The sequence below is a fragment of the Pseudomonas kurunegalensis genome (genome assembly GCF_030291635.1).
Lineage (GTDB): Bacteria > Pseudomonadota > Gammaproteobacteria > Pseudomonadales > Pseudomonadaceae > Aquipseudomonas > Aquipseudomonas monteilii.
In genome coordinates this window covers 732862-746472 of sequence record NZ_CP127871.1, presented here as the reverse complement: position 1 = coordinate 746472, position 13611 = coordinate 732862, and the positions used below count along the sequence as shown (strand labels likewise).

14 protein-coding genes are annotated in these 13611 nt (G+C 63.3%); 9 read left to right on the top strand and 5 right to left on the bottom strand.

Annotated features, from left to right (window positions below):
* Positions 1 to 26 precede the first annotated feature (26 nt).
* Positions 27 to 1520, bottom strand: coding sequence for a CoA-acylating methylmalonate-semialdehyde dehydrogenase (locus QQ992_RS03325; protein ID WP_014861053.1), 1494 nt, complete (start codon positions 1518 to 1520; stop codon positions 27 to 29).
* Positions 1521 to 1593: 73 nt separating this feature from the next.
* Entirely contained in the window at positions 1594 to 2940 is a 1347-nt protein-coding gene (gene aptA, locus QQ992_RS03320; protein ID WP_286112214.1) for an omega-aminotransferase AptA, read from the bottom strand.
* A 118-nt stretch (positions 2941 to 3058) separates the two neighbouring features.
* On the opposite strand from aptA, the gene QQ992_RS03315 reads away from it, so the two are divergent.
* The 5 genes from QQ992_RS03315 to QQ992_RS03295 all read left to right on the top strand — a co-directional run bounded on the left by QQ992_RS03315 (position 3059) and on the right by QQ992_RS03295 (position 7409).
* A complete protein-coding gene (locus QQ992_RS03315) occupies positions 3059 to 3976 on the top strand; it encodes a LysR family transcriptional regulator (protein ID WP_016715426.1) in 918 nt (305 codons plus the stop codon).
* 90 nt (positions 3977 to 4066) lie between these two features.
* Complete coding sequence (locus QQ992_RS03310) at positions 4067 to 4729, top strand: TetR/AcrR family transcriptional regulator (RefSeq protein ID WP_286112213.1); 663 nt, start codon at positions 4067 to 4069, stop codon at positions 4727 to 4729.
* A gap of 9 nt (positions 4730 to 4738) precedes the next feature.
* Complete coding sequence (locus QQ992_RS03305; protein WP_286112212.1) at positions 4739 to 5323, top strand: IMPACT family protein; 585 nt, start codon at positions 4739 to 4741, stop codon at positions 5321 to 5323.
* A 365-nt stretch (positions 5324 to 5688) separates the two neighbouring features.
* Positions 5689 to 6375, top strand: coding sequence for an SDR family oxidoreductase (locus QQ992_RS03300; protein WP_286112211.1), 687 nt, complete (start codon positions 5689 to 5691; stop codon positions 6373 to 6375).
* 86 nt (positions 6376 to 6461) lie between these two features.
* On the top strand, positions 6462 to 7409 hold the full coding sequence (locus tag QQ992_RS03295) for an adenosine deaminase (protein WP_060499490.1): 948 nt from the start codon (positions 6462 to 6464) through the stop codon (positions 7407 to 7409).
* Positions 7410 to 7428: 19 nt separating this feature from the next.
* On the opposite strand, the gene QQ992_RS03290 is transcribed toward QQ992_RS03295, so the two are convergent.
* Positions 7429 to 8142, bottom strand: a complete 714-nt coding sequence (locus QQ992_RS03290) for an ArsR/SmtB family transcription factor (RefSeq protein WP_286112210.1) — start codon at positions 8140 to 8142, stop codon at positions 7429 to 7431.
* A gap of 458 nt (positions 8143 to 8600) precedes the next feature.
* On the opposite strand from QQ992_RS03290, the gene QQ992_RS03285 reads away from it, so the two are divergent.
* A complete protein-coding gene (locus tag QQ992_RS03285; RefSeq protein WP_082426406.1) occupies positions 8601 to 8798 on the top strand; it encodes a hypothetical protein in 198 nt (65 codons plus the stop codon).
* Here QQ992_RS03285 and QQ992_RS03280 read toward each other — a convergent pair.
* Both QQ992_RS03280 and QQ992_RS03275 read right to left on the bottom strand, forming a co-directional pair.
* The gene (locus tag QQ992_RS03280; RefSeq protein ID WP_286112209.1) at positions 8749 to 9930 is read right to left on the bottom strand and encodes a multidrug effflux MFS transporter; all 1182 of its coding nucleotides are present in this window, start codon (positions 9928 to 9930) and stop codon (positions 8749 to 8751) included. The genes QQ992_RS03285 and QQ992_RS03280 overlap by 50 nt on opposite strands.
* 104 nt (positions 9931 to 10034) lie before the next feature.
* Positions 10035 to 10232, bottom strand: a complete 198-nt coding sequence (locus QQ992_RS03275; protein ID WP_060499493.1) for a heavy-metal-associated domain-containing protein — start codon at positions 10230 to 10232, stop codon at positions 10035 to 10037.
* A gap of 131 nt (positions 10233 to 10363) precedes the next feature.
* Between QQ992_RS03275 and QQ992_RS03270 the strand changes: the two genes are divergently transcribed.
* The 3 genes from QQ992_RS03270 to cueR are packed head-to-tail and all read left to right on the top strand — an operon-like array spanning position 10364 to position 13609.
* Entirely contained in the window at positions 10364 to 10750 is a 387-nt protein-coding gene (locus QQ992_RS03270) for a hypothetical protein (protein ID WP_016715419.1), read from the top strand.
* A gap of 52 nt (positions 10751 to 10802) precedes the next feature.
* On the top strand, positions 10803 to 13202 hold the full coding sequence (locus tag QQ992_RS03265; protein ID WP_286112208.1) for a heavy metal translocating P-type ATPase: 2400 nt from the start codon (positions 10803 to 10805) through the stop codon (positions 13200 to 13202).
* Positions 13199 to 13609, top strand: coding sequence for a Cu(I)-responsive transcriptional regulator (gene cueR, locus QQ992_RS03260; RefSeq protein WP_019099768.1), 411 nt, complete (start codon positions 13199 to 13201; stop codon positions 13607 to 13609). Before QQ992_RS03265 ends, cueR begins: the two co-directional genes overlap by 4 nt.
* Positions 13610 to 13611: the final 2 nt, after the last annotated feature.

The following is a 13611-nucleotide window of genomic DNA, read 5'->3' as shown; positions in this document are numbered from 1 at the left end:
CGGCCTCCCCGCTTCAGTTACCTGCCTTAAAGGCTAGGGAATGCGAATTGCGATGCCTCATGGCTGGCACGCTGCGGCCAACGCTGGGTAATTGCCTTGCGACGGGTATAGAAGCGCACCCCGTCCGGGCCATAGGCATGCAGGTCACCGAACAGCGAACGCTTCCAGCCACCAAAGCTGTGGTAAGCCACCGGCACCGGCAGCGGTACGTTCACCCCCACCATGCCCACTTCGATCTCGTCGCAGAACAGGCGCGCCGCTTCACCGTCACGGGTGAAGATGCAGGTACCGTTGCCATACTCGTGATCGTTGATCAGCTGCATGGCCTGCTCCAGGCTGTTCACGCGCACCACGCACAACACCGGGCCGAAGATCTCTTCTTTATAGATGCGCATCTCCGGGGTCACCTTGTCGAACAGGGTGCCGCCCACGAAGTAACCGTCTTCATTACCGGCCACACGGAAGCCGCGCCCGTCCACCACCAGTTTGGCGCCAGCAGCAACACCGTCATCGATGTAACCCACTACCTTGTCACGAGCAGCCGCAGTCACCAGAGGGCCCATGTCCAGACCGCACGAGGTGCCTGCACCAATCTTCAGCGCCTTGATCTGTGGTTCCAGCTTGGCAATCAGTGCATCGGCCACTTGGTCGCCCACGCACACAGCCACCGAAATGGCCATGCAACGCTCGCCGCACGAACCGTAGGCCGCGCCCATCAGTGCGCTGACGGCGTTGTCGAGGTCGGCATCCGGCATCAGCACCGCGTGGTTCTTGGCACCACCCAGGGCCTGCACACGCTTACCGCGCTTGGTGCCTTCTGCATAGATGTACTCGGCGATCGGGGTCGAACCTACAAAGCTCAGTGCTTTCACTTCTGGCGCTTCGATCAGCGCATCCACTGCTTCCTTGTCACCGTGTACCACGTTCAGGATGCCCTTCGGCAGGCCGGCTTCCAGCAGCAGCTGGGCAATGAACAGCGTGGAGCTCGGGTCACGCTCGGAAGGTTTGAGGATGAAGGCGTTACCGCAGGCGATGGCCAGCGGGTACATCCACAGCGGCACCATGGCCGGGAAGTTGAACGGGGTAATGCCCGCGACCACGCCCAGTGGCTGGAAGTCGGACCAGGCGTCGATGTTCGGGCCGACGTTGCGGCTGTACTCGCCTTTCAGCACTTCTGGCGCCGCGCAGGCGAACTCGACGTTCTCGATGCCGCGCTTCAGTTCACCGGCTGCGTCTTCCAGGGTCTTGCCGTGCTCTTCGCTGATCATCTGCGAGATTTTGGCTTCGTTCTGCTCCAGCAGTTGCTTGAAGCGGAACATCACCTGGGCGCGCTTGGCCGGCGGGGTGTTGCGCCAGGCCGGGAAGGCTGCCTTGGCGGAGTCGATCGCTTCCTGCACGGTCGCGCGGCTGGCCAGCTCGACCTTGCGTACAGCCTGGCCAGTGGACGGGTTGAAGACATCGGCGGTGCGCTCACCCTTGGTAACCAGCTCGCCGTGGATCAGGTGCTGAACAATGCTCATGCAAAACTCCAGATAAAGAAGGTAGAAGCAGGCGCGTGATGCGTTCACGCGCCGGGCATCAAAATCGGATAGATCAGTCGATCAGGTTCAGGTTTTCGCCGACAGCGTCGAACAGGCGATCCAGTTCCTGCGGCGTGGTGTTGAACGTTGGGCCGAACTGCAGGGTGTCGCCACCGAAGCGTACATAGAAGCCTGCCTTCCACAACTTCATCGCCACTTCGTAAGGGCGGACGATGGCGTCACCGTCACGGGCGGCGATCTGGATGGCGCCGGCCAGGCCGTAGTTACGGATATCGACGACGTTCTTGGTGCCCTTCACGCCGTGCAGCAGCTTCTCGAAATGCGGCGCCAGCTCGGCGGCGGACTGCACCAGGTTCTCCTTCTGCAGCAAGTCCAGCGCGGCGATACCGGCGGCACAGGCTACCGGGTGGGCCGAGTAGGTGTAGCCGTGCGGGAATTCCACGGCGTATTCCGGGGTCGGCTGGTTCATGAAGGTCTGGTAGATCTCGCTGCTGGCAATCACCGCACCCATCGGGATGGCGCCGTTGGTGACCTGCTTGGCGATGCACATCAGGTCCGGGGTCACGCCGAAGGCTTCAGCGCCGGTCATCGCCCCCATGCGGCCGAAGCCGGTGATCACTTCGTCGAAGATCAGCAGGATGTTGTGCTGGGTGCAGATTTCACGCAGGCGCTTCAGGTAACCCTTCGGCGGCGGCAGTACGCCAGCCGAACCGGCCAGCGGCTCGACGATCACCGCAGCGATGTTGGACGCATCGTGCAGCTCGATCAGCTTGAGCATTTCGTCAGCCAGGGCAATACCGCCCTCTTCCGGCATGCCCTTGGAGAAGGCGTTCACTGGCAGCACGGTGTGAGGCAGGTGGTCGACATCCAGCAGCTGACCGAACAGCTTGCGGTTGCCGTTGACGCCACCCAGGCTGGTACCGGCAATGTTCACGCCGTGGTAGCCACGGGCACGGCCGATGATCTTGGTCTTGGTGGCCTGGCCTTTCAGGCGCCAGTAGGCACGCACCATTTTCAGCGCGGTGTCGGCGCACTCGGAACCGGAGTTGGTATAGAAGACGTGATTCAGGTCACCCGGGGTCAGCTCGGTGATCTTCTCGGCCAGCTGGAACGACAGCGGGTGGCCGAACTGGAAGGCCGGTGAGTAATCGAGGGTACCGATCTGGCGGGCCACTGCCTCGGTGATTTCCTTGCGGGTGTGCCCGGCACCGCAGGTCCACAGGCCAGACAAGGCATCGAAAATCTTGCGCCCTTGGTCATCGACCAGGTAGTTGCCTTCGGCCGCCACGATCAGCCGTGGGTCGCGCTGGAAGTTACGGTTGGCGGTGTAGGGCATCCAGTGGGCATCCAGCTTGAGCTGGCTGGCGATACCGGCGGTAGCGGTTTCGGGCATGTTCATCGGCGGTTCCTCGGAAGACGATTAGGCAACGATGGATGTTGTTGCAGCTAAATTGGCACGCGGATAAAGTCTGAAAAAGCCTACATTTCTAATCTTCAGACAGGCCAAGACTAAACTAATGAGCCGACGCCCCGATCCACTCGCCCAGGTCAGCGACTTCGACATCCGCTTGCTGAAGATCTACCGCAGCGTAGTCGAGTGCGGCGGCTTCTCGGCCGCCGAAAACGTGCTGGGCATTGGCCGCTCGGCCATCAGCCAGCAGATGAACGACCTGGAGCAACGCCTTGGCCTGCGCCTGTGCCAACGTGGCCGCGCCGGTTTTTCGCTGACCGAGGAAGGCCGCGAGGTCTACCATTCGGCCCTGCAACTGCTCAGTGCGCTGGAGAGCTTTCGCACCGAGGTCAATGGCCTGCACCAGCATTTGCGTGGCGAGCTGAACATTGGCCTGACCGACAACCTGGTCACCCTGCCGCACATGCGCATCACCCACGCCCTGGCCGAACTCAAGGACCGAGGCCCCGATGTGCGCATCCAGATCCGCATGATTGCCCCCAGCCAGGTTGAACACGGCGTGCTCGACGGCAGCCTGCATGTGGGCGTAGTCCCCCAGACCAGCCCACTGTCGGGCCTTGAGTACCAGCCGTTGTACAGCGAACGTTCGCTGCTTTACTGCGCCGTTGGCCACCCGCTGTTCTATGCCGATGACCAGCAGATCGACGACGAACGCCTGAACAGCCAGGAAGCCATTACCCCGACGTTCCGCCTGCCGGCCGACATCCAGGCGCACTACCAGGCGCTGAACTGCACGGCCAGTGCTTCGGACCGCGAAGGGATGGCGTTCCTTATCCTCACCGGGCGCTACATCGGCTACCTGCCCGATCACTACGCCACCTTCTGGGTGCAGCAGGGCCGCTTGCGTGCCCTCAAGCCTCAACAGCGCTTCTATGACCTGAGCCTGAGCTGGGTAACGCGCAAGGGCCGGCGGCCGAACCTGGTGCTGGAAAGCTTTCTCGACAGCCTGGCTGCGACACGTTGATGCCAGTCTCTACCGCAAACGCTTGTCACTTCGGCATAGGCAGGTAATCTTGTCCGACAGCCGCAGCCACTGACCCGTACGGAATCGTCCATGACCCTAGAAGTCCCTGCGCATCGCCTCTCTGCCTCGGGCAAGCCCGCGGGCCGCATCCGCCAGAAGAACGAACAGGCCATTATCCAGGCCGCCGAAGACGAGTTCGCCCGCCATGGTTTCAAGGGCACCAGCATGAACACCATCGCCCTCAAGGCGGGCTTGCCCAAGGCCAACCTGCATTACTACTTCACCAACAAGCTGGGCCTGTATATTGCCGTGCTCAGCAACATCATCGAGTTGTGGGACAGCACCTTCAACGCCTTGAGCGTCGATGACGACCCCGGCGAGGCCCTGAGCCAGTACATCCGTACCAAGATGGAGTTTTCCAGGCGCAACCCGCAAGCTTCGCGGATTTTCGCCATGGAAGTGATCAGCGGCGGCACCTGCCTGACCGAATATTTCAGTGCCGACTACCGTGAGTGGTTCCGCGGCCGAGCCGCCGTGTTCCAGGCCTGGATCGCAGCCGGCAAGATGGACCCGGTCGACCCGGTGCACTTGATCTTCCTGCTGTGGGGCAGCACCCAGCACTACGCCGACTTCGCCACCCAGATCTGCCAGGTTACCGGCCGCAGCCGCCTGACCAAGCAGGACATGGAAGACGCGAGCAACAACCTTATCCACATCATTCTGAAGGGCTGCGGCATCAAGCCGGCTGTCTGAACGTCATTTATGCCTTCTACCCTGCTCGACCTCTGCGAGTACCGCGAGGAAATCCGCAAAAGCCGCTTCATCACCCTGGCCGGGCCGATCAGCAGTGCTGCGGACGCGATGAGTTTCATCGAACGCCACAGCGACCTGGCCGCCACCCACAACTGCTGGGCCTGGAAGCTTGGCGCCCAGTACCGCAGCAGCGATGACGGTGAACCCGGCGGCACTGCCGGGCGGCCGATCCTGGCAGCCATCGAAGCACAAGACTGCGACCAGGTCGTGGTGCTGGTGATCCGCTGGTATGGCGGCATACAACTGGGTACCGGTGGCCTGGCCAGGGCCTATGGCGGTGGCGCCAACAAATGCCTGCAACAGGCGCCCAAACGGCTGCTGGTGCAGCGCAGCGAATTCGCTTGCAGCTGCAGTTTCAGCGAACTGGCACTGGTGAAACTGCGCCTGGCAGAGGTTGATGGCCTCGTCCTGAATGAGCAATTCACCGCCAACGGCGTGGACCTGCTAATTGCGCTGGGTGATGCCCACCTGGCACCCCTGCAGCAGCAACTGGCCGACCTGAGCCGTGGGCGCATCCTGCTGGAAGCACGCTGACATTGCCCACAACAACTGTGGGCCCGCCTGTGGATAAGCTTGGGGCAGTCGCTTGCAGGCTACTGTTTTCAAGGCTCGCAGGGCTTTGATCATATTTTGATCACAGCTTGATGACAGTCGCAAACTGCTGAAAGCGTGAAAGTTATCCCCAGTACAGGGCTCGACGAACCTACCCCCCCCACCAGAGCTTGCACACAATAACTGTGGAACAGCCTGTGGATAACCCGTGCGCCAACAGGCGAAGCGCCCGGCTACAAGCGCTCTGGCAACCTTGATCAATTTTTAGCCGCTTATCCGGTGAGCGCACACGCCTTCCGTAACGTATGCTCAATTCCTTTTTCCTACACCGATAAAGGAATGTTCCTATGGCTAATTCAAGAACTGCCCTCATCATCGGCGCCTCGCGCGGGCTTGGCCTGGGCCTGGTGCAACGCCTGCACGAAGATGGCTGGAACATCACTGCTACAGTCCGCAACCCGCAGCAGCCTGGCGCCCTGGCGGACGTGCCCGGCGTGCACATCGAGCAGCTGGAGATGAACGACACCGCCCAGCTCGACGGCCTGAAGCAGCGCCTGCAGGGCCAGGTGTTCGACCTGGTATTCGTCAACGCCGGTGTCATGGGCCCCCTGCCACAAGACCTGGAGACCGTACACAACAAAGACATCGGCGACCTGTTCATGACCAACGCCGTTGCACCGATCCGCGTGGCCCGGCGCCTCGTCGGCCAGGTACGCGAGGGCAGTGGCGTACTGGCCTTCATGAGCTCGATCCTGGGCAGCGTGACCATCCCCGACGGCGGTGAGATCTGCCTTTACAAGGCCAGCAAGGCGGCGTTGAACTCGATGATCAACAGCTTTGTCATCGAGCAGCAGCGCCCCGACCTGTGCGTGCTGGCCATGCACCCAGGCTGGGTAAAAACCGACATGGGCGGCGAAAACGCCGAGATCGACGTATTCACCAGCACCCGCGGCATGCTCGACCAGATCAAGGCGCAAAGCGGCAAGGGTGGCCTGCGTTTCATCAACTACAAGGGCGAACCCTTGGTCTGGTGATTCACCGGGTCGCAGCGTGGCCGGGCGCAATGCCCGGCCAGCCCCTGTAGAATGGCGGCAACCGTACCTGATCGAGATCCCCCTATATGTATGACTGGTTGAACGCCCTGCCCAAGGCCGAGCTGCACTTGCACCTGGAAGGCTCGCTGGAGCCCGAGCTGCTGTTCGCCCTGGCCGAGCGCAACAAGATCGCCCTGCCCTGGGCCGATGTAGAGACCTTGCGGGGCGCCTACGCCTTCAACAACCTGCAGGAGTTCCTCGACCTGTATTACCAGGGCGCCGATGTGCTGCGTACCGAACAGGACTTCTACGACCTGACCTGGGCCTACCTGCAACGCTGCAAGGCGCAGAACGTGATTCACACCGAACCGTTCTTCGACCCGCAAACCCACACCGACCGTGGCATCCCCTTTGAAGTGGTGCTCAACGGTATCAACCAGGCACTGAAGGACGGCCGCCAGCAACTGGGCATCAGCAGTGGCCTGATCCTCAGCTTCCTGCGCCACCTGAGCGAAGAGGAAGCGCAAAAAACCCTCGACCAGGCCCTGCCGTTCCGCGATGCATTCATCGCCGTTGGCCTGGACAGCTCGGAAATGGGCCACCCGCCGAGCAAGTTCCAGCGTGTGTTCGACCGCGCCCGCAGCGAAGGCTTCGTCGCCGTCGCCCATGCCGGCGAAGAAGGCCCGCCCGAGTACATCTGGGAAGCGCTGGACCTGCTGCAAATCAAGCGTATCGACCATGGCGTGCGCGCCATCGAGGACGAGCGCCTGATGCAGCGCATCATCGATGAGCAGATCCCGCTCACGGTGTGCCCGCTGTCCAACACCAAACTGTGCGTGTTCGACCACATGAGCCAGCACAACATCCTCGACATGCTCGAGCGTGGCGTGAAAGTGACGGTCAACTCGGACGACCCGGCCTACTTCGGCGGCTACGTCACGGAAAACTTCCACGCCCTGCACACCCACCTGGGCATGACCGAAGACCAGGCCCGTCGCCTGGCACAGAACAGCCTGGATGCCCGGCTGGTCTGATTGAACGACGACGTTGCGTTCAACCGACCTGCAATGTCTCCACGCGGGCGATGCGATTGATCTGCTGGATACCCAGCGCAGAGATATGCAACGCCCGCGTGTCTTCGGCCTCACGCATCCAGCCAGACTGCAGGAATAGCCTGAACAAAGCCTGGCCCAGCACGCCACCCAGATGCGGGGCCTGGTCATTCCACTCGGTGCAGCGGCAAATCACGCAACCGCGTTGCTCGTGTGGTGCCAGGGCATCGATGTACACCCCGACCAAGGCCAACTGCGCCCTCCCCTCATCACTGACCATCAACTGCCTTCCGCTGCCTTCCAGCCAGCCGGCCACCACCAGGCGGTGATACAGCTCACTGGCCAACTCCCCGCCCAGGTGATCGCCACAACGGCGTGCCCGGCGCATTGACATGGGCAGCGGTGATACCGGTGCCTTGGCCCGCTCTCCCCTGGTGCTTTCCAGCTGTACGCTGGCCAGGGCCTCGACCGCCGCCCCGACCTGTGGGGTTGCCAGGCGGAAGTAGCGTTTGCGCCCCCTGGCTTCATGCCGGAGCAAACCGGCCGATGACAGCAACGAAAGGTGCGCGCAAGCCGACGAGGACGTCAAGCCGGTCATTATCGCAAGTTCATTGGCTAGCCGTGGCGTACCGTCGATCAATGCCCACAACATGGCACTGCGTTTGGGGTCGGCCATCAAGCTGGCAATCTGGCTGATGCTGCTGGCTGCGTTCATGTCCCTGTAACTCCCTGCAAGTTCACTGAGTGGATGCGATGGCCAACCCTGGCAGGGAAGCACCTCTCGCTGGCACTGGCCTGGCTCGCCAGTATAAGCCGCAGAAAATCGCATTCAGACGGCCTTGCGCAGACACATCGGCGACGAAAAACCACTGGGTATGCCTACCCATGGCAAACAGTGAACCGGCGCCAGAAAGTGACCCGCAAGCCGGTCAGCCAAAGCGCCGATACCCACAGACAGAAGCACCGAAATATCTTGATAGAAAAAGGCTTGCAGCAATTTCAGATACGGCCCACAGCGACATTCCACAAATAACGCGCGAGCTGGCGAAGGTTTCGCAGGTTTGCAGGCATTGCGCCCTTCGACCGTCAGTCAGGACACTGACGCAGCGCATGGCAGGCAGGAGGGCCAGCGCTACACTTGAGCGGCTCTCCCCATTCTGGAGGTATGCCGCGATGAAAATTATCGTCAGTGCATCGAGCCGAAACCCCGCCTGCCCTTGGCAGGTCCAGCTCGATCAACACGTGGTCAGTTTCCGCAGTGAGGCCGAGGCGCGGGCCTTCGTGGCAACGCTGGAAACCCGCCTGCAGGCACCTCACCCGCTCATGCGGGAGGCTTGGCCTGCAAGCGCCGGGTCAGCAGCGCGACACTGACCGCCAATGCCCCGCACAAGCTGATCACCAGCGCCATAGGTACGGCGCTGCCATCGTGCAGTAGCCCGACCAGCGCAGCGGCACCCGCAGCAACGCTGAACTGCACGCACCCCATCAATGCCGAAGCACTTCCGGCCCGCGCGCCCTGCCCGCTCATGGCACACGCCGATGCATTGGGGATGATGCAGCCCAGGCTGGCAATGCAGATGAACAACGGCACCAGCAGCGGCCACAGCTGCGCGGGGCGCAAAGCCGCCACGCCCAACAGCACCAGGCCCGCAACCAGGTACAGCCACACGGCGCGCGCCAGCAGGAAAGCAGGCCCGCGCTTGGCCAGCAATCGGGCATTCACCTGCGCCACGAGTATGAAGCCGGCAGCGTTGGTGCCGAATAGCCAGCCGTAATGTTCGGCCGGTACGCCATAGAGCTTGATGAACACGAATGGCGAACCGGCAATGTAGGCAAACATGCCGGCAATGGCGATGCCCCCCGTCAAGGCATGGCCAAGGAACACCCGGTCACCCAGCAGGCGCAAATATTGGCGCAATGCGCCAGACAGCGGCTGGCGCGGTATATGCGCAGGCAGGCTTTCCGGCAGGCCCAGGCTGACCGCCAGCAGGCAACCGGCGCTGAACAGGCTCAACGCCAGGAAGATCGACTGCCAGCCCGCCAGGTTCACCAACACCCCGCCCAGCATCGGTGCCAGGATTGGCGCAAGGCCCATGACCAGCATCAGTTGCGAGAACACCTTGGCCGAGGCCACCGGGTCGCACTTGTCGCTGACGATGGCCCGCGACAGCACCATGCCTGCACAACCGCCCAGCGCCTGGACAAAGCGCGCAACCACCAGGGTGTCGAGGTTGGGGGCATAGGCACAGGCCAGTGACGCCAGGGTGAACAGGGTCACGCCGAACATCAGCGGTATGCGTCGACCGAAGCGGTCGGCAACCGGCCCGTAAGCCAGCTGGCCGATGGACAGGCCAAGGAAGTAGGCGGCCAAGGTGGCCTGGACGTGTTTTTCGTCGGTGGCGAACGCCTGCGCCATGGCCGGGAAGGCGGGCAGGTAGAAGTCGATCGCCAAGGGCCCGAACGCACTGAGTGCGCCCAGGATGAGCACCATTCGCAGGTTCATCAGGAATCCATAGCAGGCTAAGCAAGTGGATGATTCTACCTGCTGTGGACCCCTTCAGCATGAAAACATTTGCAACACATAGGCCGCCAGGCAGCCCTGACGTATCACGCCACCTCGGCCTGATACCCCTCGTCCCGAATGGCGGTGAGAATTTGCTCTGGCGCCAGCTCACTCTGCACCCGCACCTGTCTGGCCGCCAGGTCGATCTCGACTTTGGCCGCAGCATCCTGCTCCTGCACGGCCCGGGTCACCGCTTTCACACAATGGCCACAGGTCATGCCTTGTACATTGAACACTTGCATGGGGGTCTCTCCTTCAGGTTTTCAACGAGTCTCAAGCTTGCCATCGGGGCAAGGTCAACACCCGGGGTGGAAATCTACGCCCGTGTCGGCCAAGCTGCGCCTTTGACGATCAGGCAAGCAGGAGATTATTCATGTTCAGGGCAGCATTGGGCGTCGTCGGGCTATTGAGCGCGCTGGCTGCGGTGCCACCGGCCAGCGCCGAGGGCAACTCGGACTACAGCGTACTGATCATCTCCCGGGAACGCCTGGAAGTGGCCACCGGTTGCGAAATTGGCGTTTACCTCAACGACCAGCTCTCCGGGCGCGTGTTCCAGGAACAGTCCACCTCGTTCAACCTTCCACCCGGTCCGGTGGACGTACGCCTGCGCCTGCTGCCAGGGCAGGTGCAAGGCTGCGCGCCGGGCATCGAAGACCAGCGCAGCACACGTTTGAACTTGCAGGCGGGCCAGATCAACAAATACCGCATCGCCATGGGGCAATATGGCCTGGAGTTGAAGCGAGCCGGCCTGGGCTATTGACCTTACCTGCATGGCAAGGTTGATGCTGGAGGCCTGTCCAAGGAGGAGAGCCATGCCCGCATCCACCACTTACGACCTGCCGATCTCCGGCATGACCTGCGCCAGCTGTGCCGGCAGGGTCGAGCGCGCCCTGCGCAAGGTCACCGGCGCTGAACAGGTCAGCGTCAACCTCGCCACCGAACAGGCCCGGGTCCAGGCCCCGGCCAACAGCCTGCCCGCCCTGGTCGACGCCGTGCGCGAAGCCGGCTACGGCGTACCCACCCGCACTGTCGAACTGCAGATTGGCGGCATGACCTGCGCCAGTTGCGCCGGCCGCGTTGAGCGTGCCCTTGGCAAGCTGCCTGGGGTCGAGCACGTCAGCGTCAACCTGGCCAGCGAACGCGCTCACCTCGAAGTGCTCGCAGCCCTCGATGACAATCTGCTGATCGACGCTGTGCACAAGGCCGGCTACAGCGCCGGCCTGCCGCAATCGGCCAAGGACGACCAAAGCGCTGCCCAGCGCCGCCTGCGCAATGAGCGCCTGGCGGTCGGCGCAGCTTTGCTGTTGGCCCTGCCGCTGGTACTGCCAATGCTGGTGCAGCCATTCGGCCTGCACTGGATGCTGCCAGCATGGGCACAGTTCCTGCTGGCCACGCCGGTGCAGTTCATTCTCGGCGCACGCTTCTACGTAGCCGCCTGGAAGGCCGTGCGCGCCGGTGCCGGCAACATGGACCTGCTGGTGGCCCTGGGCACCAGCGCCGGCTATGGCCTGAGCCTTTACCAGTGGGCACAAGCCCCCGCCGGCATGGCCCCGCATTTGTACTTCGAAGCCTCGGCCGTGGTCATTGCCCTGGTATTGCTGGGCAAGTACCTGGAAAGCCGTGCCAAGCGCCAGACCGCCAGCGCCATCCGCGCCCTTGAGGCACTGCGTCCGGAACGTGCCGTGCGTGTCGTCGAGGGCCAGGAAGAAGACGTGCCCATTGCCCAGCTGCGCCTGGGCGACCTGGTACTGGTCAAACCCGGCGAGCGCTTCCCGGTCGATGGTGTAGTCGAGGACGGCAGCAGCCATGCCGACGAAGCCCTGATCAGCGGCGAGAGCCTGCCAGTACCCAAGCAGCCGGGCGACAGCGTCACGGGCGGTGCCATCAATGGCGAAGGCCGGTTGCTGGTGCGCACCCAGGCGCTGGGGACCGAAACCGTGCTGGCGCGTATCATCCGCCTGGTCGAAGACGCCCAGGCCGCCAAGGCGCCGATCCAGAAGCTGGTCGATCGGGTCAGCCAGGTGTTCGTCCCCGCCGTGCTGGTGCTGGCCCTGATCACCCTGGTCGGCTGGTGGCTGGCCGGCGCACCGCTGGAAACCGCGCTGATCAACGCCGTCGCCGTGCTGGTCATCGCCTGCCCCTGCGCCCTCGGCCTGGCAACGCCTGCGGCAATCATGGCCGGCACCGGGGTCGCTGCCCGCCACGGTATCCTGATCAAGGACGCCGAAGCCCTGGAGCGTGCCCATGCGGTCAACCGCGTGGTCTTCGACAAAACCGGCACCCTCACCTCCGGCAGCCCTCGGGTGGTCCACAGCCAGGCGCAGGCTGGCAGCAGTGCCGACCTCCACCGCCTGGCCGGCGCCCTGCAACGTGGCAGCGAACACCCACTGGCCAAGGCAGTGCTGGATGCCTGTGCCGAACAGGGGCTGGACGTGCCGGTGGTGACCGACAGCCAGTCGCTGACCGGGCGCGGTATCGCAGGAAGTGTGGAAGGCCGTGAGCTGGCCCTGGGTAACCGCCGCCTGCTGGACGAAAGCGGGCTGCAACCCGGCGACCTGGCTGCGAAGGCCCAGGCCTGGGAAGCCGAGGGGCGCACCTTGTCGTGGCTGATCGAACGGGGCGCGCAACCCCGCGTGCTGGGCCTGTTCGCCTTTGGTGACAGCCTCAAGCCCGGCGCCGCGCAGGCCATCGACACCCTGCATGCCCAACACATCAGCAGCCACCTGCTGACCGGCGACAACCGCGGCAGCGCCAAAGTGGTTGCAGACGCCCTGGGCATCGACGATGTACATGCCGAAGTGCTGCCAGCCGACAAGGCTGCGACCGTGGCCGCGCTGAAGCAGGACGGGGTGGTCGCGATGGTGGGCGATGGCATCAACGATGCCCCGGCACTGGCCGCCGCCGACATCGGCATTGCCATGGGTGGCGGTACCGACGTGGCCATGCAGGCCGCAGGCATCACCCTGATGCGCGGCGACCCTCGCCTGGTGCCTGCAGCGCTGGAGATCAGCCGCAAGACCTATGCGAAGATTCGCCAGAACCTGTTCTGGGCATTCATCTACAACCTGATCGGCATCCCGCTGGCCGCGCTGGGTTACCTCAACCCGGTACTGGCCGGCGCCGCCATGGCCCTGTCCAGCGTGAGCGTGGTCAGCAACGCACTGTGGCTCAAGGCGTGGAAACCCACCAGCACCACCCAGGAGGCGCCATGAATATCGGCCAGGCCGCCCGCCGCAGCGGGCTCAGCACCAAGATGATCCGTTATTACGAATCCATCGGCCTGCTCAAACCAGCCACACGCAGCGACAGCGGCTACCGCCTTTACCAGGCGGAAGACTTGCACAGCCTGGCCTTCATCAAGCGCTCCCGCGACCTGGGGTTTTCCCTGGAGGAGGTCGGCAAGCTGCTGACCTTGTGGCAGGACCGCCAACGTGCCAGCGCCGATGTGAAAGCGCTGGCCATGCAGCACATCGACGAGCTTAACCGGCGCATCGAGGAGCTGGTGAGCCTGCGCGACACCCTTGGCGAGCTGGTTTCGCACTGCCAAGGGGACGACCGCCCGGACTGCCCGATCCTCAAGGACCTGGCCAACGGCGCCGCCGGAAACTGCTGCCACTGAAC